Origin of the sequence: Streptococcus pseudopneumoniae, from assembly GCF_001076775.1 — a bacterium.
GTDB classification, from domain to species: Bacteria; Bacillota; Bacilli; order Lactobacillales; family Streptococcaceae; genus Streptococcus; species Streptococcus pseudopneumoniae_G.
Genome location: NZ_JVGV01000023.1, coordinates 2,338 through 27,837, shown reverse-complemented (window position 1 = coordinate 27,837; position 25,500 = coordinate 2,338). Strand labels below are relative to the sequence as shown.

Below are 25,500 nucleotides of genomic sequence, written 5' to 3'. Positions count from 1 at the left end.
GGTAGTAATCATTAAGAAGTGGTTACAAAAAATAATAAACGAGGTAAAATAAAATGGTAGAATTGAAAAAAGAAGCAGTAAAAGACGTAACATCATTGACAAAAGTAGCGCCAGTAGCATTGGCAAAAACAAAGGAAGTATTGAACCAAGCTGTTGCTGATTTGTACGTAGCTCACGTTGCTTTGCACCAAGTACACTGGTATATGCGCGGTCGTGGTTTTCTTGTGTGGCATCCAAAAATGGATGAATACATGGACAGCCTTGATGGCTATCTTGACGAAATCAGCGAACGTTTGATTACACTTGGTGGCAGCCCATTCTCTACTTTGACAGAATTCCTTCAACATAGTGAAATCGAAGAAGAAGCTGGTGAATACCGTAATGTTGAAGAAAGCTTGGAACGTGTCCTAGATGTTTATCGTTATCTCATCACTCTGTTCCAAAAAGCTTTGGATGTTACTGATGAAGAAGGTGATGATGTGACAAACGATATCTTTGTTGGTGCTAAAGCTGAACTTGAGAAAACGGTTTGGATGCTTGCGGCAGAACTTGGACAAGCACCTGGTTTGTAAGAAATAGAATAATCATATAAAAATCTGTAGGATGCCTCTTACGGATTTTTTTCTATTCTGTAAGCTATTCCAAACCAGTCTTTTTTTGAGTTTTTTGATAAAATAGTACTATCAGTAAAAAGGATGGAAGCATGACTAAGAAAATCGTAGCTATTTGGGCCCAGGATGAAGAGGGTGTGATTGGGAAGGACAATCGTTTGCCTTGGTATTTGCCAGCAGAATTGCAACACTTTAAAGAAACAACTCTTAATCATGCTATCTTGATGGGGCGTGTGACCTTTGATGGAATGGGACGTCGTCTGCTTCCAAAACGAGAAACCTTGATTTTGACACGTAATTCGGAAGAAAAGATAGACGGAGTTGCTACTTTTCATGATGTCCAGTCTGTCTTGGACTGGTATCAGGGTCAAGACAAGAATCTCTATATTATCGGTGGCAAGCAAATTTTTCAGGCTTTTGAACCCTACCTTGACGAAGTGATTGTCACTCAAATTCATGCTCGGGTGGAGGGAGATACCTATTTCCCTGAGGAGTTTGATTTGTCTCTTTTTGAGACGGTTTCAAGCAAATCCTACGCCAAAGATGAGAAAAATCCTTATGATTTTACCATCCAATACCGCAAGAGAAAGGAAGTCTAATGGAACGTAGTATATTTGGTTTTTTCACAGCCATGCTGTGTTTGGTCTGCTTGCTTGCAGGAGCACAGGCTTTTCGTAAAAAGCGCTATGGACTTTCTGTCCTGCTCTGGTTAAATGCCTTTACCAATTTGGTCAATAGTATCCATGCTTTTTACATGACCTTATTTTAGATAGAATGACAGTATAGAATAGAACGGAAGGAAATCATGCCTACAAATAGGAATAATGATATGATGGTTTATTGCTCATTTTGTGGCAAAAGCCAAGAAGAAGTACAAAAAATAATCGCTGGGAACAATGCCTTTATCTGTAATGAATGTGTGGAGTTAGCCCAGGAGATTATTCGTGAGGAGTTGGCTGAGGAAGTCTTGGCAGACTTGTCTGAGGTACCAAAACCAATCGAACTCCTCCACATCTTGAATCACTACGTAATCGGTCAAGATCGTGCCAAACGTGCCTTGGCAGTAGCTGTATACAACCACTACAAACGCATCAATTTCCACGATACGCGTGAAGAGTCAGAAGATGTGGATTTGCAGAAGTCAAACATCTTGATGATTGGCCCAACTGGTTCAGGGAAAACATTTCTTGCCCAGACCTTGGCTAAGAGTTTAAATGTACCTTTTGCCATTGCGGATGCAACAGCTCTTACTGAAGCTGGTTATGTAGGTGAGGATGTGGAAAATATCCTCCTCAAACTCTTGCAGGCTGCTGACTTTAATATTGAACGTGCAGAGCGTGGGATTATCTACGTGGATGAAATTGACAAGATTGCCAAGAAGAGTGAGAACGTGTCTATCACACGTGATGTTTCTGGTGAAGGGGTGCAACAAGCCCTTCTAAAGATTATCGAAGGAACTGTTGCTAGCGTGCCGCCTCAAGGTGGACGCAAACATCCGCAACAAGAGATGATTCAAGTGGATACTAAAAATATCCTCTTCATCGTGGGTGGTGCCTTTGATGGCATTGAAGAAATTGTCAAACAACGTCTGGGCGAAAAAGTCATCGGATTTGGTCAAAATAACAAGGCGATTGATGAAAACAGCTCTTACATGCAAGAAATCATCGCAGAAGATATTCAAAAATTTGGTATTATCCCTGAGTTGATTGGACGTTTGCCTGTCTTTGCTGCTCTTGAGCAATTGACGGTTGATGACTTGGTTCGTATCTTGAAAGAGCCAAGAAATGCCTTGGTTAAACAATATCAAACCTTGCTTTCTTATGATGATGTCGAGTTGGAATTTGACGACGAAGCCCTTCAAGAAATCGCCAATAAGGCCATCGAACGGAAGACAGGTGCGCGTGGTCTTCGCTCAATTATTGAAGAAACCATGCTAGACGTCATGTTTGAAGTACCGAGTCAGGAAAATGTGAAATTGGTTCGCATCACAAAAGAAGCTGTCGATGGAACGGATAAACCAATCTTGGAAACAGCCTAGAGGTGACTATGGAAATCAATACACACAATGCTGAAATCTTGCTCAGTGCGGCGAATAAATCCCACTACCCACAGGATGAACTGCCAGAGATTGCCCTAGCAGGGCGTTCAAATGTTGGCAAGTCTAGCTTTATCAACACCATGCTGAACCGCAAGAATCTAGCCCGAACATCAGGTAAACCTGGTAAAACCCAGCTTCTCAACTTCTTTAATATCGATGATAAGATGCGCTTTGTGGATGTGCCTGGTTATGGCTATGCCCGTGTTTCTAAAAAGGAACGTGAAAAGTGGGGGAGCATGATTGAGGAGTACCTAACGACTCGGGAAAATCTCCGTGCAGTGGTCAGTCTAGTTGACCTTCGTCATGACCCGTCAGCAGATGATGTGCAGATGTACGAATTTCTTAAGTATTATGAGATTCCAGTCATCATTGTGGCGACCAAGGCAGACAAGATTCCACGTGGTAAATGGAACAAGCACGAATCAGCAATCAAAAAGAAATTAAACTTTGACCCAAGTGACGACTTTATCCTCTTTTCATCTGTCAGCAAGGCAGGGATGGATGAAGCTTGGGATGCAATCTTAGAAAAATTGTGAGGAAAAGAAAATGGCAAAAACAATTCATACAGACAAAGCTCCAAAGGCTATTGGACCATATGTTCAAGGAAAAATCGTTGGCAACCTTTTGTTTGCTAGTGGTCAAGTTCCCCTATCTCCTGAAACTGGGGAAATCGTTGGAGAAACGATCCAAGAACAGACAGAACAAGTCTTGAAAAACATCGGTGCTATTTTGGCAGAGGCAGGAACTGACTTTGACCATGTTGTCAAAACAACTTGTTTCTTGAGTGATATGAACGACTTTGTTCCTTTTAACGAGGTTTACCAAACGGCCTTTAAAGAGGAATTTCCAGCTCGTTCAGCTGTGGAGGTAGCTCGTCTTCCTCGTGATGTAAAAGTCGAAATCGAAGTCATCGCAGAGATTGGATAAGCTAGTTGAAGTTTGGTTCTGCCAAACTTCTTTTGATATAAGGAGAAAAAGATGACAAAGAAACAACTTCACTTGGTGATTGTGACAGGAATGAGTGGTGCAGGGAAAACAGTTGCCATTCAGTCCTTCGAAGATTTGGGTTATTTTACTATTGATAATATGCCTCCAGCTCTCTTGCCTAAGTTTTTGCAGTTGGTGGAAACAAAGGAAGACGACCATAAGTTGGCCTTGGTAGTAGATATGCGTAGCCGTTCTTTCTTCTCAGAGATTCAAGATGTTTTGGATGAGTTGGAAAACAAGGAAGAACTGGACTTTAAAATTCTCTTTTTGGATGCAGCTGATAAAGAATTGGTCGCGCGCTACAAGGAAACTAGACGGAGTCACCCATTAGCTGCAGATGGACGGATTTTAGACGGAATCAAGTTGGAACGTGAACTCTTGGCACCTTTGAAAAATATGAGTCAAAATGTTGTGGATACGACAGAACTTACTCCACGTGAGCTGCGCAAAACCCTTGCAGAGCAGTTTTCAGATCAGGAACAAGCCCAGTCTTTCCGTATCGAAGTCATCTCTTTTGGATTTAAATATGGAATTCCGATTGATGCAGACTTGGTCTTTGACGTCCGCTTTTTGCCAAATCCCTACTACCTACCAGAACTGCGTAATCAAACGGGTGTGGATGAACCTGTTTATGATTATGTCATGAACCATCCTGAGTCAGAAGATTTTTATCAACATTTGTTGGCCTTGATTGAGCCAATTTTGCCAAGTTACCAAAAGGAAGGGAAGTCCGTTTTGACCATTGCCATGGGCTGTACAGGAGGACAACACCGTAGTGTGGCCTTTGCTAAACGCTTGGCGCAGGACTTATCCAAGAATTGGCCTGTTAATGAAGGGCACCGCGACAAAGACCGAAGAAAGGAAACGGTAAACCGTTCATGAGAAAACCAAAGATAACGGTGATTGGTGGAGGGACTGGGATCCCGGTCATTCTTAAAAGTCTGCGTGAAAAAGATGTGGAAATCGCTGCTATCGTAACGGTGGCAGATGATGGTGGTTCATCAGGTGAACTCCGAAAAAATATGCAACAATTGACACCGCCAGGTGATCTCCGTAATGTTCTCGTGGCCATGTCGGATATGCCTAAGTTTTATGAGAAGGTCTTTCAGTACCGCTTTTCTGAAGATGCGGGAGCCTTTGCTGGCCATCCATTGGGCAATCTCATTATAGCTGGCCTGTCAGAAATGCAGGGTTCGACCTACAATGCCATGCAGTTACTGAGCAAATTTTTCCATACAACTGGAAAGATTTATCCTTCCAGTGACCATCCTTTGACTTTGCATGCAGTCTTTCAGGATGGGACAGAAGTGGCTGGAGAGAGCCATATTGCAGACCATCAAGGCATGATTGACCATGTTTATGTGACCAATACCCTCAACGAGGATACGCCTCTGGCTAGCCGTCGAGTAGTGCAGACCATTCTTGAAAGTGACATGATTGTCCTCGGACCTGGTTCCCTCTTTACCTCGATTTTACCTAATATCGTGATTAAGGAAATCGGGCAGGCGCTTTTGGAAACCAAGGCAGAAATCGCCTATGTCTGCAATATCATGACCCAACGTGGGGAGACGGAACACTTTACAGATAGCGACCATGTGGAGGTCTTGCATCGTCATCTGGATCGAGCTTTTATCGATACTGTCTTGGTGAATATCGAAAAAGTGCCTCAGGAATACATGAATTCCAACCGTTTTGATGAATATTTGGTGCAGGTGGAACATGATTTTGCTGGTCTTTGTAAGCAAGTTCCGCGTGTGATTTCATCCAACTTCCTTCGTCTGGAGAATGGGGGTGCCTTCCACGATGGGGATTTGATAGTGGATGAGTTGATGCGGATTATACAGGTGAGAAAATGAGTTTCACAGTAGCAGTAAAAGAAGAAATTCTGGGCCAGCACCATCTAAGCCGGCATGAATTATCTGCCATTATAAAGATGTCTGGTAGTATCGGTCTCTCAACTTCGGGCTTGACCTTGTCTGTCGTGACAGAAAATGCCAAGCTGGCTCGTCACCTCTATGAGTCCTTTCTCCATTTCTATGAAATCAAATCGGAAATTCGTCACCACCAACGGAGTAATCTTCGCAAGAATCGCGTCTATACCGTTTTTACTGATGAAAAGGTGCAGGATTTGTTGAGCGATTTGCATTTGGCCGACTCTTTCGTTGGCCTGGAAACAGGTATTGATGAGGAGATTTTATCAGACGAGGAAGCCGGTCGTGCTTATCTTTGTGGCGCTTTCTTGGCAAATGGAAGCATTCGTGACCCTGAATCAGGTAAGTACCAGTTGGAAATCAGTTCTGTTTATCTGGACCACGCGCAAGGGATTGCCTCACTTCTCCAGCAATTTTTACTGGATGCCAAGGTGCTTGAGCGTAAGAAGGGGGCAGTGACCTACCTCCAGCGAGCTGAAGATATTATGGACTTCTTGATTGTCATCGGAGCTATGCAGGCGCGTGATGATTTTGAGCGGGTTAAGATTTTGCGAGAAACTCGTAACGACCTCAATCGGGCCAATAATGCCGAGACAGCTAATATAGCTCGGACAGTTTCTGCCAGCATGAAGACTATCAACAATATCAGTAAAATCAAAGATATCATGGGCTTAGAAAATCTGCCAGTGGATTTGCAGGAAGTAGCACAGTTGCGGATTCAGCACCCAGACTACTCTATCCAGCAGTTAGCAGATAGTCTCAGCACTCCCCTTACAAAAAGTGGTGTCAACCACAGACTCAGAAAAATCAATAAGATAGCCGATGAGTTATAAAGATATAAAACACCTCTTTCTTGACAATTAAATAGAGTATGTGAGATAATAAAGGGGAATTGAGAAGTTCTAGCATTTTAGTGCTAACAGAAATCCCCTCGGTACTGCAATACTGAGGGGATTTTTTTCTGGGTTAGATAGCACTAACCAGGAAGGTTACTTGTCGAAGTGATCGTCTAACCAACGAGTCACCAGCCATGAGATGATACTCTCGATGACTGCGATAAGTACTATTTTGAGAAGTTCTAGCATCTGTAATACCTCCTTTTCCAAGGCGTATTGTTAGTGCCGTCCCTATTATATCACATGTTTTATCAGTTTGATAGGCATTTTTATTTTTGTTAAAGAAGGGGGAAATATGATCTAACAAATTAGCCGATGAACTATAAAACCACGAATCCTATGTGACTCGTGGTTCTTTTTCTATAAACTAGTAGAGTGTTTTGGTTGTACTTTTTGTTCTGGGTCGATGTAGTTAATGGCATTGTTAACAGCGGTTGGTGCTTCTCCAAGCCCTGTCGCAATCAGATCAATTTTTCCGTCATAGTAGCAACAGTCACCGATAGCATAGATACCTGCTTGGCTAGATTCTTGCTTGCTATTGACGATAATCTTGTGACGGTTGAGGTCCAGACCCCAGTTTTTAAGGTTACCAACAGAAGATTTGAAACCATAGTTGACAAAGAGGTGGTCTAGGTCAATAGTTTCTGTTTCATCAGATTTGACTTTTGTGATTTCAAGTTTATCGAGTGTTTTTCCATCTCCAAGGAGTTGGCTAGGGACGAATGGTGTCTTGATGGTCACAGATGATTCTTGCAAGGCTTGGACACTGTGTTCCAAGGCGCGGAAATTATCTCTGCGGTGGACAAGGGTAGTTGGCGCAATTTTTTCAAAAGCCAAAGCCCAATCCACAGCCGAGTCTCCTCCACCAAGAATCGTCACTTTCTTACCAGCATATTGCTGGATGTTGGAAACGTGGTAGTGGATATTTTCATAGTCCTCAACGCCTTCTAGTTCTAGAGGACGTGGTTTGAAGGCACCGCCACCCATAGCGATGATAACTGTTTTAGACAGGTGACTTCCTTTAGAAGTTGTAATTACAAAGCCTTCTTCTTGTTTTTCAATCTCAAGAACCGTTTCGTTGAGATGAATAGGGGTATCAAAGCCATTTAATTGCTCGATTAGACGGTTAGTCAACTCTTCTCCAGTCAGGTTTGGGAATCCCGGTACGTCTAAAATTTCCTTTTCAGGATAGAGAATAGCAGGTTGTCCACCTAGTTGTGGAAGGGAGTCGATGATTTGGACCTTGGCTTGGCGTAGGTGGGCATAGAAGGCTGCAAAAAGCCCGACAGGACCACCACCTACAATGGTAATATCATAGAGTTGAGACATGGTTTCTCCTTTGTTTTTTCTAGTCATACTCTTCGAAAATCAAATTCAAACCACGTCAGCGTCGCCTTACCGTACTCAAGTACAGCCTGCGGCTAACTTCCTAGTTTGCTCTTTGATTTTCATTGAGTATCAGTTTATTTTATCATATTTTTTCTTTAATTTAAAATGAAGTAGGATAGGGAAAAAAATGCCAGAAAAATGGTATAATAGAAAGGAACGTGTTTGGACAGAGAGGAGACAGCAGATGAACTTTCAACAATTATCCAATCTGCAATATTGGACTAGCTTGTTTTCTAGTCCTTGGAGTATTGCCATCAATCTGTTTGATATTTTGATTGTGGCCTATATTTTATATCGTTTTACAAAAGCGATAGCTGGCACCAAGATTATGATTTTGGTGCGTGGGGTCGTGATCTTTGTATTAGCCCAGGTTGTGGCCAATATCCTTGATTTAACAACGATTTCTTGGTTGATTAATCAGATTATCACCTATGGGGTTATTGCTGCGGTTGTTATCTTCTCTCCAGAGATTCGGACTGGTTTGGAACGCTTGGGAAGGGCGACAGATTTCTTTTCTACTGCTCAAATTAGTGCAGAGGAGCAAATGATTCGTGCCTTTGTCAAGTCGGTTGAATATATGAGTCCTCGTAAGATTGGTGCTCTGGTTGCCATCCAACGAGTTCGGACCTTACAAGAATACATTGCGACAGGGATTCCTTTGGATGCCAATATTTCAGCTGAACTCCTTATTAATATCTTTATCCCCAACACTCCCCTACACGATGGTGCTGTGATTATCAGAGAAAATCGAATAGCAGTAACCTCTGCCTATCTTCCCTTGACAGAAAGCACAGGGATTTCCAAGGAATTTGGGACCAGACACCGGGCGGCTATCGGTTTGTCAGAAGTATCCGATGCCTTGACCTTCATCGTCTCAGAGGAAACAGGAGGCATTTCTATTACCTATAACGGTGTTTTCAAGCACGACTTGACGATTGAAGAATTTGAAGCAGAGCTACGAGCAATTCTTTTGCCAGCTGTTGAGGAAAAAGTCAGTTTCAAGGACCGTTTGCTAGGAGGTTGGAAATATGAGAAAAAATAGTCTATATATCATTTCATCTCTCTTTTTTGCTTGTATCTTATTTATCTATGCAACGTCAACCAACTTTCAAAATAGCAATACCGCAAGGCAGGTCAAATCAGAAACCTACACCAATACGATAACGAACGTTCCTATCGATATTCACTATGATGATGACCAGTATTTCATTAGCGGATTTGCATCAGAAGTTTCAGTTGTGCTGACAGGTGCCAATCGTGTGACCTTGGCCAGCGAAATGCAGGAGAGCACTCGTAAGTTTAAGGTCACAGCGGATTTGACGGATGTCAGTGTTGGAACGATTGAAGTTCCCTTGAATATTGAAAATCTTCCAAATGGAATGACTGCTGTGGCAACGCCTCAAAAGATTACAGTGAAAGTTGGGAAGAAGGTTAAGCGAGATGGGATGCTTGTTGTGCCACAAGTTGACCAAAGCCAGATTGATCCCAAGCTACAAATTGATAGTGTAACCGTGTCAAATGAACGCGTTTCGGTCACAACTGACCAAGAAACATTAGCTAAGATTGACAAAATTATTGCACTTTTACCAACCAGCGAACGCATAACAGGTAATTACAGTGGTTCGGTACCTTTGCAGGCAATCGACCGTAATGGTGTTGTCTTACCGGTAGTTATTACTCCGTTTGATACGACAATGAAGGTAACTACAAAACCTGTGGTATCGAGTTCAAGTGCATCTAATTCAAGTGCAAGTAGTTCGTCGGAGACATCTTCGTCAACGAAAGCAAATAGTTCAAAAACGAATTAAAAAATAGGAAAAGGATTTTATAAAAATGGGTAAATACTTTGGGACTGATGGAGTCCGTGGAGAAGCTAACGTAGAACTAACACCAGAATTGGCCTTCAAACTAGGACGTTTTGGAGGCTATGTTCTTAGTCAACATGAAACGGAAGCACCGAAAGTCTTTGTAGGACGTGACACACGTATTTCAGGGGAAATGCTAGAATCTGCTTTGGTGGCAGGTCTCCTCTCTGTAGGGATTCACGTCTACAAACTTGGTGTCCTTGCAACACCAGCAGTAGCTTACTTGGTAAAAACTGAGGGAGCCAGTGCAGGTGTCATGATTTCTGCCAGCCACAACCCAGCCCTTGATAATGGAATTAAGTTCTTTGGCGGTGATGGCTTCAAACTAGATGATGAAAAAGAAGCAGAAATTGAAGCCTTGCTAGACGCTGCGGAAGATACTCTTCCTCGTCCAAGTGCAGAAGGCTTGGGAACCTTGGTAGATTATCCAGAAGGCTTGCGTAAGTATGAAGGATATCTTGTTTCAACTGGAACTCCTCTTGAAGGAATGAAGGTTGTCTTGGATACGGCCAATGGTGCAGCTTCTACAAGTGCCCGTCAAATCTTTGCAGATCTTGGCGCTCAATTGACGGTTATCGGGGAAACACCAGATGGTCTTAACATAAACCTTAATGTTGGTTCAACCCACCCAGAAGCTCTTCAAGAAGTGGTCAAAGAAAGCGAGTCAGCTATTGGTTTGGCCTTTGATGGGGACAGCGACCGCTTGATTGCTGTTGATGAAAATGGCGACATTGTTGATGGTGACAAGATCATGTACATCATCGGGAAATACCTTTCTGAAAAAGGACAATTGGCCCAAAATACAATCGTGACAACTGTTATGTCCAACCTTGGTTTCCACAAGGCCTTGGACCGTGAAGGCATTAACAAGGCAGTCACTGCAGTTGGCGACCGCTATGTTGTGGAAGAAATGAGAAAATCAGGCTACAACCTCGGTGGTGAACAGTCTGGTCACGTCATCTTGATGGACTACAATACAACGGGTGATGGTCAATTATCAGCTGTCCAATTGACAAAAATCATGAAGGAAACTGGTAAGAGCTTGTCAGAGTTGGCAGCAGAAGTAACCATCTATCCACAAAAATTAGTCAATATCCGAGTGGAAAATGCCATGAAGGAAAAGGCTATGGAAGTGCCAGCTATCAAGGTTATCATCGAGAAGATGGAAGCTGAAATGGCGGGGAATGGCCGTATCCTTGTTCGCCCAAGTGGAACAGAGCCTCTTTTGCGTGTTATGGCAGAAGCGCCTACAACAGAAGAAGTGGACTACTATGTTGATACCATCGCAGACGTAGTTCGAGCTGAAATCGGGATTGACTAAATCCTAGAAAACTAGATGAAAATAAAAAATTATGGTACAATAGCTTATAATATTGTAGCCGAGGGAGAAAGACATGAATCTTAAACGTGAACAAGAATTTGTTAGTCAGTATCATTTTGATGCGCGTAATTTTGAATGGGAAAATGAAAATGGAGCTCCTGAAACTAAGGTGGATGTGAACTTCCAATTACTCCAACATGACCAAGAAAATCAAGTGACATCTTTAGTGGTTGTCTTAAGTTTTATGATTGTCTTTGACAAATTTGTTATCAGTGGAACGATTTCCCAAGTTAACCATGTGGAAGGTCGTATTGTAAATGAACCAAGTGAGTTTAATCAAGAGGAAGTTGAAACTTTGGCTCGTCCATGTTTGAACATGCTCAACCGTTTGACTTACGAAGTAACTGAAATTGCATTAGACTTACCAGGAATCAATTTGGAGTTCTAATATGAAATTAGCTGTTATCACAGATTCTTCTGCCTATCTCAGTGCAGAGACCTTGCAAAGAGAAGATTTATTTGTCTTGGATATTCCTGTCAATATTGATGGTGAGGAGTATGTCGAAGGCATCAATCTGACTGCTGAGGAATTTTACCAAAAAATGGCTCAGGCTTCTGAATTGCCTAAGACCAGTCAACCAAGCATTGCCAAGTTAGATGAAATCTTAACTTCGCTTAAAGAACAAGGCTATACCCATGTCTTGGGGCTTTTCCTGTCTTCTGGAATTTCAGGCTTTTACCAAAATATCCAGTATATGGTGGATGATTATGAAGGCTTGACCATTGCTTTCCCGGACACTTTGATTACAAGTGCTCCTTTGGGTATCATGGTTGAAAGTGTCTTTAACTGGCGCGACCAGGGCGATGATTTTGCCATTATTCAGGATAAGCTAGCTATTCAAATCAGTCACACATCTGCTTTTATCATGGTGGATGATTTGGACCACTTGGTCAAAGGTGGACGCCTTTCAAATGGGGCTGCTATTTTGGGAAATCTGCTCAGTATTAAGCCAATCCTTTATTTCAATGACCAAGGTGTGATTGAAGTTTACGAAAAAGTTCGTACTGAGAAGAAAGCAACCAAGCGTTTAATTGAAATTATCAAGGAAGCAACAGCTTCAGGCCAATACCGTATCATTGTCATTCACGGGAATGCTCCTGAAAAGGCTGAAGAATTGCGTCAGCACTTGCTAGATTCTGAAGTGGGTACGGATATTTCACTTGCTACATTTGGTAGTGTCATTGGAACACACCTAGGAGCAGGAAGCATTGCTCTAGGTTATATTCCAGTAATTTAGTTTGCGCTTCTAGGCTAGTTAAGAAATAGCAATTGAACACGGACTACCTGCCTCTTGAAAAAAGATGCCTGTCTTACCTTTCATGGAAAGTCAGCGCCATCCCCTATTTTTCACGGGCAGCTAAGGCCCTTTGTATCTTGATAATTGAACACGCCTGGAACCCTCTGTGAAAAAGATAGTTCTTCCAAGGAGGAGACACTCCTTGATTAGAACTCCTATTTTCACTCTGTGTTCTTACAGGCTTTGTATCTTAGAAATTGAACACGGACTACCTGCCTCTTGAAAAAGATGCCTGTCTTGCCTTTCATGGAAAGTCAGCGTCATTCCCTATTTTTCAAGGGCAGCTATCGTCCTTTGTATCTTAGTCAGGAGTAGAGATGAGTATTCGAGTAATTATTGCTGGTTTTAAGGGAAAGATGGGCCAGGCTGCTTGTCAGATGGTCTTGGCTGATCCAGACTTGGACTTGGTAGCAGTTTTGGATCCCTTTGAGTCTGAATCAGAATGGCAGGGTATTCCTGTTTTCAAGGATAAGGCTGATTTGGTCGGTTTTGAAGCAGATGTCTGGGTAGACTTTACTACACCAGCTGTTGCCTATGAAAATACACGCTTTGCTCTTGAAAATGGCTTTGCTCCAGTAGTTGGGACAACAGGTTTCACGAGTGAAGAGATTGCAGAGCTAAAAGCATTTTCTCGTGCTCAAGATTTGGGTGGCTTGATCGCTCCTAACTTTGCCTTGGGTGCTGTTTTACTCATGCAATTTGCAAGGCAGGCTGCTAAATATTTCCCAAATGTGGAGATTATCGAGCTCCATCATGACAAGAAAAAGGATGCTCCGAGTGGAACTGCTATTAAAACAGCTGAGTTAATGGCAGAAGTTCGAGAGTCTATCCAGCAGGGTGCAGCAGATGAGGAAGAATTGATTGCAGGTGCTCGTGGTGCTGACTTTGATGGCATGCGCATCCACTCAGTTCGTTTGCCAGGCTTGGTAGCCCATCAGGAAGTCATCTTTGGCAATCAGGGAGAAGGATTGACACTCCGTCATGACTCCTATGATCGCAGCTCCTTCATGACAGGGGTGAATTTGGGAATTAAAGAAGTTGTCAAGCGTCATGAGCTTGTCTATGGATTAGAACACTTATTATGAGATTAACGCAAATGCCTTCTGAATTTCAGAAGGCTTTACCAGTATTAGAAAAAATTAAAGAAGCAGGTTTTGAGGCCTATTTTGTTGGAGGTTCTGTTCGAGATGCCCTCCTCAATCGTCCTATCCATGATGTGGATATTGCGACGTCTTCTTATCCAGAAGAAACCAAGCAGATTTTTCCGCGAACAGCCGATATCGGAATCGAGCATGGAACTGTCTTGGTCTTAGATGGGGACGAGGAGTATGAGGTGACTACTTTTCGGACAGAGGATGTCTATGTGGACTATCGCAGACCCAGTGCGGTCTCTTTTGTGCGCTCGCTAGAAGAAGACCTCAAACGCCGTGATTTCACAGTCAACGCCTTTGCCTTGGACGATACAGGAGAAATCATTGACTTGTTTCATGGTTTAGAAGATTTGGAAAAGCAAGTCTTACGAGCAGTTGGAGTGGCAAGTGAGCGTTTCAACGAAGATGCTTTGCGGATTATGCGTGGTTTCCGTTTTCAAGCCAGTCTTGGTTTTGAACTTGAGACAGAAACGTTTAAAGCAATGAAGACCTTGACGCCACTTTTGGAGAAAATTTCTGTAGAGCGTACCTTCGTTGAGTTTGATAAACTCTTGCTGGCTCCATTTTGGAGAAGGGGCTTGGCTTCCATGATTGAGAGTCAAGCTTATGATTATCTCCCTGATATGGCAGCTAGCCAGGACAAGCTTAACAGACTGTTTGAGTTAGAGACCGATTTTACTTTTGAATCCTCTGAACAAGCCTGGGCGGCTCTACTGTGGGCTTTGGATATTGAAAATGCGCAGCCCTTTTTGAAGGCTTGGAAGACCTCACGCCAGTTTGCTAAGCAAGTTCAGGATTTACTGACTATTTTGGCCTTGCGTGAAAAGGGAGAATTGAGCAAGCGCGATTGTTACCGCTTTGACTTGGATTTGCTTTTACAGGCTGAAAATCTTCGTCAGGCTCAGGGAAAACCAGTCAACCCACAAGTCATCACAGAAACCTACCAGAGTCTGACCATTCATGATAAGAAAGAAATCCAAATCAACGGTGGTATTTTGATCAAGGAATATGGTTATCAGCCGGGCCCAGACTTGGGAGAGATTTTAACAGAGATTGAATATGCCATTGTCGATGGAACATTGGAAAATGACCTACAAGCCATCCATGCTTACTTGAGGGAGAAAAAATGAGTGATTTTATCGTTGAAAAACTAAGTAAATCCGTCGGTGATAAGACCGTTTTTAAGGATATTTCCTTTATTATCCATGACCTAGACAGAATTGGTCTGATTGGTGTCAATGGAACAGGGAAGACCACCCTTTTAGATGTTCTTTCTGGTGTTTCTGGCTTTGATGGGGATGTGAGTCCCTTTTCAGCTAAGAATGATTACCAGATTGGTTACTTGACTCAAGATCCTGATTTTGATGATAGCAAGACGGTCTTGGATACAGTCCTATCCAGCGATCTCAAGGAAATCCAGCTCATTCGTGAATATGAGTTGATTATGCTCAACTATAGTGAGGACAAGCAGGCGCGTTTGGAACGAGTCATGGCAGAAATGGACTCTCTCCAAGCTTGGGAAATTGAGAGTCAGGTCAAGACCGTTCTCAGCAAGCTGGGGATTCAGGACTTATCCACTCCTGTTGGGGAATTGTCAGGTGGTCTAAGAAGACGGGTCCAGTTGGCGCAAGTTCTTCTTGGCAACCACAACCTTTTGCTTTTGGATGAGCCGACCAACCATCTGGACATTGTGACTATTGAGTGGCTGACCCTCTTTTTAAAAAATTCTAAGAAGACAGTTCTCTTTATCACTCACGATCGTTATTTCTTAGACGCTTTGTCAACACGGATTTTCGAGTTGGACCGAGCAGGCTTAACAGAATATCAGGGCAATTATCAGGACTATGTTCGCCTAAAGGCGGAACAGGATGAGCGCGACGCGGCTCTACTTCATAAAAAGGAACAACTTTATAAGCAAGAATTGGCCTGGATGCGCAGACAACCGCAGGCGCGTGCGACCAAGCAGCAGGCTCGTATCAATCGTTTCCACGACCTGAAAAAGGAAGTTTCAGGCGGCGTTGCTGAGACAGACTTGACCATGAACTTTGAAACTAGTCGGATTGGGAAAAAGGTCATCGAGTTTCAGGATGTTTCTTTTGCCTATGAAAATAAGCCCATTTTGCAAGATTTTAATCTCTTAGTTCAGGCTAAAGACCGTATCGGAATCGTTGGGGATAACGGTGTGGGAAAATCAACCCTACTCAACCTGATTGCAGGCAGTCTTGAGCCGACAGCAGGACAAGTTGTGATTGGGGAAACTGTTCGCATCGCCTATTTCTCTCAGCAAATTGAGGGCTTGGATGAAAGCAAGAGAGTGATCAATTACCTGCAGGAAGTGGCAGAAGAGGTTAAGACTAGCGGTGGTACTACAACTTCCATTGCAGAGTTGTTGGAGCAGTTCCTTTTCCCACGTTCGACGCATGGAACCTTGATTGAGAAATTGTCAGGGGGAGAAAAAAAACGTCTTTATCTCCTCAAACTGCTCTTGGAAAAACCAAATGTTCTTCTCTTGGACGAACCGACAAATGACCTAGATATTGCGACCTTGACAGTTTTGGAGAATTTCTTGCAAGGTTTTGCTGGTCCAGTTTTGACAGTTAGCCACGACCGCTATTTCTTGGATAAGGTAGCGACCAAGATTCTCGCTTTTGAGGATGGCAAGATTCGTCCTTTCTTTGGTCATTATACCGATTACCTTGATGAAAAAGCCTTTGAAACAGAAATGGCCAATCAAGTGCAAAAAGCCGAAAAGGAGAAAGTAGTCAAGGTTCGAGAAGACAAGAAACGCATGACCTACCAAGAAAAGCAGGAGTGGGCAAGTATTGAAGGTGATATTGAAGCCTTGGAAAACCGTATCGCTGCTATTGAAGAGGAAATGCAGGCCAACGGCTCTGACTTTGGCAAACTGGCTACTCTTCAGAAAGAGCTAGATGAGAAAAACGAAGCACTCCTTGAAAAATACGAACGCTATGAGTATCTAAGTGACTTTGATAGCTAGAAGAATAGAAAAATCCCGTCTCATGACAGGATTTCTCTATTCTTTTTTAGTTTCTTGATGAAAGACATTTTGCCAAGTTTCGTGGCGACGCCAGATACTGGTATGGACGATACCATCTAACTCATAGCAGATGAGTTTGGTCTTCTGACTGATGGAAGTAATCTGTATGTCCTTAATCGCAGCTTTAAGTTCTTTTTCGGCCTTATAAGCCTCTTTATCCATCTGTTCTCCATCTTGACGAATATAGACAAAATCGTCAGCCAAGAGTTCTTCCAGTTGATTTCCTTGGTCAATCAATTGTTCGCGCATAAGCAATTTTTTATAGACATTGTCTAAAATCTCATCCTCAGGGATAGGTGCGGGCTCGATATGGACATCGGTATCAAAAACCCCAAAACGTTCCTCCAGCATAGACTCGACTTGATCCGCAATCTCGTGGCTTTCAAAAACAGACAGGTCAGGATTCATCTCCAGCGTGATATCCAGGTAGATATTGCTACCGTAGGTACGACCTCTTTGAGATTTAACCTTGCTAATTTTGGGAATTTCCATGATGGCCTTTTGATAATCCTCAAGCAGACGGTCGTCAAAACCATCTGAAAGACTAAAGGAAGACTCGATAAAGATATCATAGGCAGTTTTCAAGATAAAGAAAGTGATGACGATGGCAACCAGTTTATCCACAATCGGATAATTAAAGCTGCTAGCCAGGATGGCAATGGTAGTACCAAGTGAGGTGACAGCATCAGAAAGATTGTCCTGGGCGGCAGCCTTCAGTGCCTTGGATTTGGATTTCTTACTGAGGCGAGTGTTATAGAGATAAACCACAAACATAATCGCTGCAGAAATGATTCCTAGAGTGGCACCAAGAGGATCAATGACTGTTTCTTCACGACTGAGAATCTTCTGAATGGTATCCCTTAGAACATCAAAGCCAACATAGAACATGATAATAGAAGTGACCAAGCTAGCCAAATCCTCAATCTTCCAGTGGCCAAAACGGTGGTCTCGGTCAGCAGGTTGGCGCGCCATTCGAATCCCAATCAAGAGGGCTACATTTCCAATGATGTCCGACACGTTGTTGAAACCATCAGCCACCAAACTGGATGAATGAAGGAGGTGACCAGTTGCTAATTTGGCTGTTGATAAGAGCAGGTAGGTTGAAATGCTGATAATGGCCCCACGCTCAGCTAACTTGAGATTTGAGATAGATTGCTTCATTCAACTTCCTTTCTAGTCACATAGCATTCTACCATTATACTGGTTTTCAAGGGAAAATTCAAATAAGTCATTTTTTACTCTTTGAAAACTTTTCAAAATTTGGTATAATAGTACTACTCAAGGGAGTAGCTGGCAGAAACCTGTGATAGTGTCGTCATTCCGAATTTTATACTGAAAAGTATGCTTTCCGGCACTATCTTAAACAGCGAGACTTGTTATGATTAACAGGTTTCTTTTTGTTTGTCGTGAAAAGATGCGATGAGGGAAAAGAGAGTCTGTTTTGCACACAATGTCAAGGAGGAGACACATGTCAAAAGAACAAAAACGCCAAGCGTTTTACACTCAGAGTCCTGAAGAGGTCTTGAATGCTGTAGATGCGACCGAGCAAGGTTTGTCATCAAGTGAGGCGGAAAAGCGCCTTGCCGAATTTGGCCACAATGAACTCGAAGAAGGCGAGAAACGATCAATCCTGGTCAAATTCATCGAGCAATTTAAGGATTTGATGATTATTATCCTAGTTGCGGCAGCAATCTTGTCAGTTGTGACTTCTGGTGGGGAAGATATCGCAGATGCCATTATCATCCTAGCCGTGGTTATCATCAACGCTGCCTTTGGTGTTTACCAAGAAGGAAAAGCAGAAGAAGCTATCGAAGCCCTCAAATCTATGTCTAGTCCAGCTGCCCGCGTTCTTCGTGATGGTCATATGGCTGAGATTGACTCTAAAGAATTGGTGCCAGGTGATATCGTTGCCCTCGAAGCAGGTGATGTAGTACCAGCAGACCTACGTTTGCTTGAAGCCAACTCTCTTAAAATCGAAGAAGCAGCTCTTACAGGTGAGTCTGTGCCAGTCGAAAAAGACTTGACAGTTGAACTTGCTGCAGATGCTGGTATTGGGGACCGTGTCAACATGGCCTTCCAAAACTCTAACGTAACCTATGGTCGCGGTATGGGTGTTGTTGTCAATACAGGGATGTATACTGAAGTCGGTCATATCGCTGGCATGCTCCAAGATGCGGATGAGACGGATACACCCCTCAAACAAAACTTGAATAACCTTTCTAAGGTCTTGACCTATGCTATCTTGGTTATTGCACTTGTTACTTTTGTAGTTGGTGTTTTCATTCAAGGTAAAAATCCACTCGGTGAGTTGATGACCTCTGTTTCGCTTGCCGTTGCAGCCATTCCAGAAGGGCTACCAGCTATCGTAACTATCGTTCTTGCCCTTGGTACTCAAGTTTTGGCCAAACGAAATTCTATTGTTCGTAAGTTGCCAGCTGTAGAAACCCTTGGTTCAACTGAAATCATCGCTTCTGATAAGACTGGTACGCTGACTATGAACAAGATGACCGTCGAAAAAGTCTTCTACGATGCAGTCCTACATGACTCAGCTGATGACATTGAACTAGGTCTTGAAATGCCCCTGCTTCGTTCAGTTATCTTGGCCAATGATACGAAAATCGATGTGGAAGGCAACCTGATTGGTGACCCAACCGAAACAGCCTTCATTCAATATGCCTTGGACAAGGGCTACGATGTCAAAGGTTTCTTAGAGAAATATCCACGTGTGGCTGAGTTGCCGTTTGACTCTGACCGTAAGCTCATGTCAACAGTTCATCCACTTGCAGATGGACGCTTCCTTGTAGCAGTCAAGGGTGCGCCAGACCAACTTTTGAAACGTTGTGTTCTTCGTGACAAAGCTGGGGATATTGCTCCGATTGACGAGAAGGTTACAAACCTCATCCATACAAACAACTCTGAAATGGCTCATCAAGCCTTGCGTGTCCTTGCAGGTGCTTATAAGATTATTGACAGCATTCCAGAAAACCTGACTTCTGAAGAGCTTGAAAATGATTTAATCTTTACTGGTTTGATTGGGATGATCGACCCTGAACGTCCTGAGGCAGCCGAGGCTGTTCGTGTGGCTAAGGAAGCTGGAATTCGTCCAATCATGATCACTGGTGACCACCAAGACACTGCAGAAGCTATTGCTAAACGTTTGGGAATCATTGACGCAAACGATACAGAAGGCCACGTTTTAACTGGTGCTGAACTCAATGAACTGTCAGATGAAGACTTTGAAAAAGTAGTTGGTCAATATTCTGTTTATGCCCGTGTGTCTCCAGAACACAAGGTTCGTATCGTCAAGGCTTGGCAAAAACAAGGTAAAGTCGTTGCCATGACAGGTGATGGTGTCAATGATGCGCCAGCTCTGAAAACAGCCGATATCGGTATCGGTATGGGAATCACTGGTACAGAGGTTTCTAAGGGTGCATCTGACATGATCCTTGCAGATGATAACTTTGCAACTATTATCGTTGCAGTTGAAGAAGGACGTAAGGTCTTCTCAAACATTCAAAAGACTATTCAGTATCTACTTTCTGCCAACACTGCTGAAGTATTGACCATCTTCCTATCAACCTTGTTTGGTTGGGATGTCTTGCAACCAGTTCATCTTTTGTGGATTAACTTGGTAACAGATACCTTCCCAGCTATCGCTCTTGGTGTTGAACCTGCTGAGCCTGGTGTCATGAACCATAAACCACGTGGACGCAAGGCAAGCTTCTTCTCAGGTGGTGTTTTGAGTTCTATCATCTATCAAGGTGTACTCCAAGCAGCTATTGTTATGAGTGTTTATGGCCTTGCGATTGCTTATCCAGTACATGTGGGTGACAATCATGCCATTCATGCGGATGCCCTTACTATGGCCTTTGCAACCCTTGGTTTGATTCAGCTCTTCCATGCCTATAATGTCAAGTCTGTTTACCAATCCATCTTGACAGTTGGCCCATTCAAGTCTAAGACCTTCAACTGGTCCATCTTGGTATCCTTCATCCTTCTCATGGCAACAATCGTCGTAGAACCGCTTGAAGGAATCTTCCACGTAACCAAACTAGACTTGTCACAATGGGGAATCGTTATAGGCGGAAGCTTCTCAATGATTATTATTGTCGAAATCGTTAAATTTATCCAACGCAAACTTGGCTTTGACAAGAATGCGATTTAAAAAGAAAAAGTCATCTTCGGATGGCTTTTTGCTACAGTTGAGGGAAAGGGCTTGCAGTTGCCGTCTTTTGTGCTATAATTGCTATAATATAGTAAAAAGCAAGAGGAGTGTGAGGAAGTGGAAAAGAAAATTGTGAAGGATATTTTGTTTTTATCTCAGGTGTCTCAGCCAGCAAGTCAGGAAGACCTTTATCTTGCCAGAGATTTACAGGATACGCTTTTAGCAAATCGTGAGACCTGTGTTGGTCTGGCTGCCAATATGATTGGGGTGCAGAAGCGCGTGATTATTTTTAATCTTGGCTTGGTTCCTGTGGTCATGTTTAATCCAGTGCTCCTGTCCTCTGAAGGATCTTATGAGACAGAAGAAGGATGTTTGTCCTTGGTAGGTGTGAGACCTACTAAGCGTTATGAAACCATAAGGGTTGCCTATCGTGACAGCAAGTGGCAGGAACAGACCATTACCTTGACAGGCTTCCCAGCTCAGATTTGCCAGCATGAACTGGATCACTTGGAAGGACGAATCATTTAGGAGGAAAGCAAATGAAACGGATAATCTTTGAACTTATTTTTATCGCAACGACCTGGTATATCTTTTTACCGCCTCTTAACCTGACCAGCTGGGAATTTCTCTTCTTCCTCTGTGGGCATTTGTTAGTTGTGGCAGTCTTATTTGGCTTTGGCAAGGGAATCAATCTGGTCAAAACGATTCATGTGCGCCACGGAAAGGCGGAAGCTGCCTTAAATCTTGAGGGTTTCAAAATCAATCGGTTAGGGAAAATCCTTTTAGCTTCTATTGGAGGAATTCTTCTCTTGGCAGCTTTGGTTTCCTTGGTGACTTCTAGCATTTTTCAGGCTAAGAATTATGCCAATGTAGTCACGGTTACTGAAAAAGACTTTACTGAATTTCCTAAGACTGATACCAGTAAGGTTCCTATCTTAGATAGAAGTACCGCTGAAAAAATTGGTGACCGCTACTTGGGTTCCCTAACAGATAAGGTGTCGCAATACGTAGCGGCAGATACCTATACCCAACTGACGATTGATGGGAAGCCTTATCGGGTTACACCCTTAGAATATGCAGATCCTATCAAGTGGTTTAATAATCAAGCCAAGGGAATCGGCGAGTATATCAAGGTAGACATGGTGACTGGAAATGCGGACTTGGTGGACTTGAAGACACCAATCAAATATTCAGACTCGGAATATTTTAACCGTGATGTCAAACGTCACCTGCGCTTGAAGTACCCAACTAAAATATTCAAGTCTCCATCTTTTGAGGTGGACGATGAGGGCAATCCTTTCTATGTGGCTACAGTTTACCAAAAGCAATTTGGACTTGCAGTTCCCCGTCCTGTTTCAGTCATTATCTTGGATGCCACAAATGGAGACACCAAGGAATACAACTTGTCGGATGTTCCAGAATGGGTGGACAGGGTCTATCCAGCTGAGGAAACTATTGAGCAAATTAACTACAACGGCAAGTACAAGGACGGTTTCTGGAATGCTATGATTTCCAAGAAAAACGTGACCCAGACTACCAAGGGCTATAATTATTTGTCTATCGGTAATGACATCTACCTCTACACAGGTGTGACGTCGGCCAATGCAGATGAAAGTAATCTTGGTTTTATCCTTGAAAATATGCGGACAGGAGAAATCACTAAGTATAGCTTGGCTTCTGCGACCGAAGAATCAGCCCGTGAATCAGCCGAAGGTGCTGTTCAGGAGAAATCCTACAAGGCAACCTTCCCAATCCTCATTAACCTCAATGACAAGCCTCTCTACATCATGGGCTTGAAGGACAATGCTGGCTTGGTCAAAGAGTACGCTCTGGTAGACGCAGTCGAGTACCAAAATGTTATCGTAGCTACGACAGTGGAAGAGATGCTCAGCAAGTATGCCAATAAAAACGACCTTGAAATTGATAATGAAACCACAGAAAATATCAAGGGTGTGGTAGCAGACCTCAAATCAGCTGTTATCAAGGGTGATACCGTCTACTTCTTTAAAGTTGATGGCAAGATATACAAGGTCAAGGCTTCTGTATCAGATGATCTGCCTTACCTCGAAAATGGTAAAACCTTCGAAGGTCAAGTAGGAAAAGACAACTATCTCAAGACCTTTAAAGTACAGTAAGAGGAGAGGCTGGGCAAAACCTCAATTTCAGGAAAAATAAAGTAAATCTTTCCATCATAAAATGCATAGTATCAAGATTTCTCAATTCCTGATACTATGCATTTTTTAATTTTAATGCCTTTTTTCCCAAATCTCTTTTCAGATGAATTTCTTGGTAGTGGCAAAAAAATATGCTACACTATCAATATGAAAATTTTAATCCCAACAGCAAAAGAAATGAACACAGACTTGCCGAGTATTGAAGCCGCTCCTTTAAGATCAGAAAGTCAGGCCGTGCTTGATGTCTTGGCCCTCTATTCTGCTAGTCAATTGGAGAGTTTTTACAAGGTATCAGCTGAAAAGGCGGCGGAAGAATTTCAAAATATCCAAGCTTTGAAAAGGCAGACTGCTCAACACTACCCAGCCTTGAAACTTTTTGATGGGCTGATGTACCGCCACATCAAGCGAGACAAACTGAACGATGCAGAACAGGCCTATCTTGAAAATCATGTCTTTATTACTTCGGCTTTGTACGGAGTCGTACCAGCCTTGTCACCCATAGCCCCTCACCGTTTGGACTTTTTGATGAAATTAAAAGTCGCTGGTAAGACTTTGAAGAGCCATTGGAAGACAGCCTATGATGAAGTTCTGAAGAAGGAAGAAGTGATTTTCTCTCTCTTGTCGTCGGAGTTTGAGACTGTATTTTCTAAGGAAATCAGAGAAAAAATGGTGACCTTCAAATTCATGGAGGATAGAGGTGGTCAGCTGAAGATTCACTCAACCATTTCTAAGAAAGCGCGTGGTGACTTCCTGACAGCCCTGATAGAAAATCAAGTACAAACGGTGGAGGAAGCTCGTCGCTTAATCTTTGCAGGATTTGCCTACCGAGAAGACCTGTCCCATCAACAGGAATTGGTTTTTGTTAAGGAAGTATAAATAAGGATAAAAGAAGAAAACCCAGCATGGAAAGTCGTGCTGAGTTTTTTAGTTTATAAAGTATTGGATATATGAATCTCATTTGATAAGGTGTTAAGATGATTAACCAAATCCATGATTGACAGATGATTTCGACAAATAAACTTCTTGGTAATTCCTGGAATATAGAAATTAGACACGATGATATCGTAATCTGTCTGATTTAAAATCTCAGGACTCGTTTCCAATTCATCCCAAGTATCGAAGGTAAAGCGGTTATTACAGTAGTAGGAAAGCATATCAACAAAGGTAAGGGATATAGCATGGTCAAAATTACTGATAATCAAAACCTTGATAGGTGGTCGATTTTCTAACAACTGAGTAGAGAGGTTTTCAGCATGGGTTAAGATGGTGTACATCAAGTGTTCCAACTGTTCAGGATGGTCATGCTGTCCAATTGCCTGACGATATTGGGCCAGTTCTTGACGTGCACTTCCCATAAAGTCTGGGAAGTAAACTTCAAATTTTTTAATCGTCAATGCTTTTTGTTCAAATAAGATTGGGGTAGAAAAGATTTCCTGTCTTTCAAAGAAAGCAGTGTTGTGTAAATGCCAAATAAGCTCATCGTGGTTAGTAAAAGTAATCTTATATTGTTTTGCTAGGCGTTCTAATATTTGACTAAGTAATTGGTAAGAGTATCTTGCTTCACTGTTATCTTCTAAAGAGTTGAAGAATTCTTGAGGATCTAAGAAAAGATTGTTTTGAATAAAGGATATAAAAATTTGGGCAATGATATCTGGGGTGATTTCCAGTCCCAGTTTTTCAGAAAAATGGACAAGTATCTCCTCAAAGTTTGGAATACTCATCAAAAGAGGGTAGTATTCATCGTAGAAATGATTTGGTAAGTCGATGAAATGACCGTTTTTAATGCGGTAAATACTGATGGCTATCATCAATTTGTACATTCTATAGATTGAAAATCGCATTGGATAATTCGTGATCTTATAGAAGAAGTCAGTGAACTCTGTTAAATCCTCTTCAGGAAGGTCAGGAAAAGGCCAGTCTAGGAAATAATAGCGCTCAGAAAAATATTGGGCAAAAAAATAGCGAATATCGATTTCATTGCCACGTATTTCGGATGGAGTAAATGATAGTTCAATTTGGAATTGAGTTGACAGAGTTTTTGTAATATTTCTGCCCAATCGATAGAGGTTGGCATTACTAGAGTGAAGATTTTCTATTGTTCGATAAATAGGTAGCCCCTCATTGAAGAACATATACTCTAGTAATTGAAAAGATTGAGAATTAGCTAGAAAATACTGATAAATATCTTCTACGCTAGTGTTAATTTCTAAATCTATCATAATTCCGTTAACGGAAGATTGGATGTCAATATTTGGGAAAGCTGTTCGTAATTCATTTAAATCATTTTTTAGGATTCGTTCTGTACATCCTAATTTTTCGGCAAGTGCATGTAACCTTATCCAATTACGATTCTGAATTAAGGTTTCCATTAAACGTAATTGTCTTTGGTCTTTTGTGGATAAAAGGTTGCGCATTTAGGTATTTCCTCCTAAATTATATTGTATCATAATTATGATTCTTTTGTACAAAAAAACAAGAATTAAAAATATGTACATT

At 42.3% G+C, this 25,500-nt stretch carries 24 protein-coding genes; 21 read left to right on the top strand and 3 right to left on the bottom strand.

The window, feature by feature from the left end; translation table 11 throughout:
• The first annotated feature begins 53 nt into the window (after positions 1-53).
• The 9 genes from ADJ60_RS07085 to whiA all read left to right on the top strand — a co-directional run bounded on the left by ADJ60_RS07085 (position 54) and on the right by whiA (position 6,460).
• On the top strand, positions 54-572 hold the full coding sequence (locus ADJ60_RS07085; protein WP_000229886.1) for a Dps family protein: 519 nt from the start codon (positions 54-56) through the stop codon (positions 570-572).
• Positions 573-703: 131 nt separating this feature from the next.
• Positions 704-1,210 carry a dihydrofolate reductase gene (locus tag ADJ60_RS07080; protein WP_049544335.1) on the top strand — a complete coding sequence of 169 codons (507 nt, stop codon included), beginning with the start codon at positions 704-706 and terminating at the stop codon, positions 1,208-1,210.
• The gene (locus ADJ60_RS11640) at positions 1,210-1,380 is read left to right on the top strand and encodes a hypothetical protein (RefSeq protein WP_000442260.1); all 171 of its coding nucleotides are present in this window, start codon (positions 1,210-1,212) and stop codon (positions 1,378-1,380) included. Before ADJ60_RS07080 ends, ADJ60_RS11640 begins: the two co-directional genes overlap by 1 nt.
• A gap of 36 nt (positions 1,381-1,416) precedes the next feature.
• The gene (clpX, locus tag ADJ60_RS07070) at positions 1,417-2,649 is read left to right on the top strand and encodes an ATP-dependent Clp protease ATP-binding subunit ClpX (RefSeq protein ID WP_012972566.1); all 1,233 of its coding nucleotides are present in this window, start codon (positions 1,417-1,419) and stop codon (positions 2,647-2,649) included.
• 8 nt (positions 2,650-2,657) lie between these two features.
• Entirely contained in the window at positions 2,658-3,245 is a 588-nt protein-coding gene (gene yihA / locus ADJ60_RS07065) for a ribosome biogenesis GTP-binding protein YihA/YsxC (protein ID WP_020903048.1), read from the top strand.
• A 10-nt stretch (positions 3,246-3,255) separates the two neighbouring features.
• Entirely contained in the window at positions 3,256-3,636 is a 381-nt protein-coding gene (locus ADJ60_RS07060) for a RidA family protein (RefSeq protein ID WP_001140420.1), read from the top strand.
• A gap of 51 nt (positions 3,637-3,687) precedes the next feature.
• On the top strand, positions 3,688-4,578 hold the full coding sequence (gene rapZ / locus ADJ60_RS07055) for an RNase adapter RapZ (protein ID WP_004257841.1): 891 nt from the start codon (positions 3,688-3,690) through the stop codon (positions 4,576-4,578).
• On the top strand, positions 4,575-5,552 hold the full coding sequence (locus ADJ60_RS07050; protein WP_049544333.1) for a YvcK family protein: 978 nt from the start codon (positions 4,575-4,577) through the stop codon (positions 5,550-5,552). The genes rapZ and ADJ60_RS07050 overlap by 4 nt, the downstream gene beginning before the upstream one ends.
• Entirely contained in the window at positions 5,549-6,460 is a 912-nt protein-coding gene (gene whiA / locus ADJ60_RS07045; RefSeq protein ID WP_049544329.1) for a DNA-binding protein WhiA, read from the top strand. The genes ADJ60_RS07050 and whiA overlap by 4 nt, the downstream gene beginning before the upstream one ends.
• A 423-nt stretch (positions 6,461-6,883) precedes the next feature.
• Here the strand turns inward: whiA and ADJ60_RS07040 are convergent, their stop codons facing one another.
• Positions 6,884-7,852, bottom strand: coding sequence for an NAD(P)/FAD-dependent oxidoreductase (locus tag ADJ60_RS07040; protein ID WP_004262312.1), 969 nt, complete (start codon positions 7,850-7,852; stop codon positions 6,884-6,886).
• Positions 7,853-8,096: 244 nt separating this feature from the next.
• On the opposite strand from ADJ60_RS07040, the gene cdaA reads away from it, so the two are divergent.
• The 8 genes from cdaA (at position 8,097) to ADJ60_RS07000 (ending at position 16,605) form a co-directional block, all read left to right on the top strand.
• On the top strand, positions 8,097-8,954 hold the full coding sequence (gene cdaA, locus ADJ60_RS07035) for a diadenylate cyclase CdaA (RefSeq protein WP_001011069.1): 858 nt from the start codon (positions 8,097-8,099) through the stop codon (positions 8,952-8,954).
• Entirely contained in the window at positions 8,941-9,720 is a 780-nt protein-coding gene (locus ADJ60_RS07030) for a CdaR family protein (RefSeq protein ID WP_020901715.1), read from the top strand. The genes cdaA and ADJ60_RS07030 overlap by 14 nt, the downstream gene beginning before the upstream one ends.
• Before the next feature lie 25 nt (positions 9,721-9,745).
• Positions 9,746-11,098, top strand: a complete 1,353-nt coding sequence (gene glmM, locus ADJ60_RS07025) for a phosphoglucosamine mutase (RefSeq protein WP_049544327.1) — start codon at positions 9,746-9,748, stop codon at positions 11,096-11,098.
• Between the two features lie 73 nt (positions 11,099-11,171).
• Positions 11,172-11,546 (top strand): DUF1149 family protein, encoded by a 375-nt coding sequence (locus ADJ60_RS07020; RefSeq protein WP_049487011.1) that lies wholly within the window; start codon positions 11,172-11,174, stop codon positions 11,544-11,546.
• A gap of 1 nt (position 11,547) precedes the next feature.
• Positions 11,548-12,396, top strand: a complete 849-nt coding sequence (locus ADJ60_RS07015) for a DegV family protein (RefSeq protein ID WP_049544326.1) — start codon at positions 11,548-11,550, stop codon at positions 12,394-12,396.
• Between the two features lie 377 nt (positions 12,397-12,773).
• Positions 12,774-13,541, top strand: coding sequence for a 4-hydroxy-tetrahydrodipicolinate reductase (gene dapB, locus ADJ60_RS07010; RefSeq protein WP_000027873.1), 768 nt, complete (start codon positions 12,774-12,776; stop codon positions 13,539-13,541).
• Positions 13,538-14,737 carry a CCA tRNA nucleotidyltransferase gene (locus ADJ60_RS07005; RefSeq protein ID WP_080983357.1) on the top strand — a complete coding sequence of 400 codons (1,200 nt, stop codon included), beginning with the start codon at positions 13,538-13,540 and terminating at the stop codon, positions 14,735-14,737. The genes dapB and ADJ60_RS07005 overlap by 4 nt, the downstream gene beginning before the upstream one ends.
• On the top strand, positions 14,734-16,605 hold the full coding sequence (locus ADJ60_RS07000; protein WP_049544318.1) for an ABC-F family ATP-binding cassette domain-containing protein: 1,872 nt from the start codon (positions 14,734-14,736) through the stop codon (positions 16,603-16,605). The genes ADJ60_RS07005 and ADJ60_RS07000 overlap by 4 nt, the downstream gene beginning before the upstream one ends.
• Positions 16,606-16,641: 36 nt before the next feature.
• Here the strand turns inward: ADJ60_RS07000 and mntE are convergent, their stop codons facing one another.
• Complete coding sequence (gene mntE, locus ADJ60_RS06995; RefSeq protein WP_049544311.1) at positions 16,642-17,826, bottom strand: CDF family manganese efflux transporter MntE; 1,185 nt, start codon at positions 17,824-17,826, stop codon at positions 16,642-16,644.
• 307 nt (positions 17,827-18,133) lie between these two features.
• On the opposite strand from mntE, the gene ADJ60_RS06990 reads away from it, so the two are divergent.
• The 4 genes from ADJ60_RS06990 to yaaA all read left to right on the top strand — a co-directional run bounded on the left by ADJ60_RS06990 (position 18,134) and on the right by yaaA (position 23,880).
• On the top strand, positions 18,134-20,830 hold the full coding sequence (locus ADJ60_RS06990; RefSeq protein ID WP_049544310.1) for a cation-translocating P-type ATPase: 2,697 nt from the start codon (positions 18,134-18,136) through the stop codon (positions 20,828-20,830).
• Positions 20,831-20,947: 117 nt separating this feature from the next.
• Positions 20,948-21,358, top strand: coding sequence for a peptide deformylase (locus ADJ60_RS06985; RefSeq protein WP_049544308.1), 411 nt, complete (start codon positions 20,948-20,950; stop codon positions 21,356-21,358).
• Between the two features lie 11 nt (positions 21,359-21,369).
• Positions 21,370-22,965: a hypothetical protein gene (locus tag ADJ60_RS06980; RefSeq protein ID WP_049544306.1), complete on the top strand. Its 1,596-nt coding sequence runs from the start codon at positions 21,370-21,372 to the stop codon at positions 22,963-22,965.
• 186 nt (positions 22,966-23,151) lie between these two features.
• Positions 23,152-23,880, top strand: coding sequence for a peroxide stress protein YaaA (yaaA, locus tag ADJ60_RS06975; RefSeq protein ID WP_049544304.1), 729 nt, complete (start codon positions 23,152-23,154; stop codon positions 23,878-23,880).
• A 53-nt stretch (positions 23,881-23,933) separates the two neighbouring features.
• On the opposite strand, the gene ADJ60_RS06970 is transcribed toward yaaA, so the two are convergent.
• Positions 23,934-25,418, bottom strand: coding sequence for a M protein trans-acting positive regulator PRD domain-containing protein (locus ADJ60_RS06970; protein WP_049544302.1), 1,485 nt, complete (start codon positions 25,416-25,418; stop codon positions 23,934-23,936).
• Positions 25,419-25,500: the final 82 nt, after the last annotated feature.

Excerpts from the sequence above, each read along its gene's own strand:
- ADJ60_RS07085 (WP_000229886.1), top strand. The coding sequence starts at position 54 with ATGGTAGAATTGAAAAAAGAAGCAGTAAAAGACGTAACATCATTGACA.
- ADJ60_RS07080 (WP_049544335.1), top strand. The coding sequence starts at position 704 with ATGACTAAGAAAATCGTAGCTATTTGGGCCCAGGATGAAGAGGGTGTG.
- ADJ60_RS11640 (WP_000442260.1), top strand. The coding sequence starts at position 1,210 with ATGGAACGTAGTATATTTGGTTTTTTCACAGCCATGCTGTGTTTGGTC.
- clpX (WP_012972566.1), top strand. The coding sequence starts at position 1,417 with ATGCCTACAAATAGGAATAATGATATGATGGTTTATTGCTCATTTTGT.
- yihA (WP_020903048.1), top strand. The coding sequence starts at position 2,658 with ATGGAAATCAATACACACAATGCTGAAATCTTGCTCAGTGCGGCGAAT.
- ADJ60_RS07060 (WP_001140420.1), top strand. The coding sequence starts at position 3,256 with ATGGCAAAAACAATTCATACAGACAAAGCTCCAAAGGCTATTGGACCA.
- rapZ (WP_004257841.1), top strand. The coding sequence starts at position 3,688 with ATGACAAAGAAACAACTTCACTTGGTGATTGTGACAGGAATGAGTGGT.
- ADJ60_RS07050 (WP_049544333.1), top strand. The coding sequence starts at position 4,575 with ATGAGAAAACCAAAGATAACGGTGATTGGTGGAGGGACTGGGATCCCG.
- whiA (WP_049544329.1), top strand. The coding sequence starts at position 5,549 with ATGAGTTTCACAGTAGCAGTAAAAGAAGAAATTCTGGGCCAGCACCAT.
- ADJ60_RS07040 (WP_004262312.1), bottom strand. The coding sequence starts at position 7,852 with ATGTCTCAACTCTATGATATTACCATTGTAGGTGGTGGTCCTGTCGGG.
- cdaA (WP_001011069.1), top strand. The coding sequence starts at position 8,097 with ATGAACTTTCAACAATTATCCAATCTGCAATATTGGACTAGCTTGTTT.
- ADJ60_RS07030 (WP_020901715.1), top strand. The coding sequence starts at position 8,941 with ATGAGAAAAAATAGTCTATATATCATTTCATCTCTCTTTTTTGCTTGT.
- glmM (WP_049544327.1), top strand. The coding sequence starts at position 9,746 with ATGGGTAAATACTTTGGGACTGATGGAGTCCGTGGAGAAGCTAACGTA.
- ADJ60_RS07020 (WP_049487011.1), top strand. The coding sequence starts at position 11,172 with ATGAATCTTAAACGTGAACAAGAATTTGTTAGTCAGTATCATTTTGAT.
- ADJ60_RS07015 (WP_049544326.1), top strand. The coding sequence starts at position 11,548 with ATGAAATTAGCTGTTATCACAGATTCTTCTGCCTATCTCAGTGCAGAG.
- dapB (WP_000027873.1), top strand. The coding sequence starts at position 12,774 with ATGAGTATTCGAGTAATTATTGCTGGTTTTAAGGGAAAGATGGGCCAG.
- ADJ60_RS07005 (WP_080983357.1), top strand. The coding sequence starts at position 13,538 with ATGAGATTAACGCAAATGCCTTCTGAATTTCAGAAGGCTTTACCAGTA.
- ADJ60_RS07000 (WP_049544318.1), top strand. The coding sequence starts at position 14,734 with ATGAGTGATTTTATCGTTGAAAAACTAAGTAAATCCGTCGGTGATAAG.
- mntE (WP_049544311.1), bottom strand. The coding sequence starts at position 17,826 with ATGAAGCAATCTATCTCAAATCTCAAGTTAGCTGAGCGTGGGGCCATT.
- ADJ60_RS06990 (WP_049544310.1), top strand. The coding sequence starts at position 18,134 with ATGTCAAAAGAACAAAAACGCCAAGCGTTTTACACTCAGAGTCCTGAA.
- ADJ60_RS06980 (WP_049544306.1), top strand. The coding sequence starts at position 21,370 with ATGAAACGGATAATCTTTGAACTTATTTTTATCGCAACGACCTGGTAT.
- yaaA (WP_049544304.1), top strand. The coding sequence starts at position 23,152 with ATGAAAATTTTAATCCCAACAGCAAAAGAAATGAACACAGACTTGCCG.
- ADJ60_RS06970 (WP_049544302.1), bottom strand. The coding sequence starts at position 25,418 with ATGCGCAACCTTTTATCCACAAAAGACCAAAGACAATTACGTTTAATG.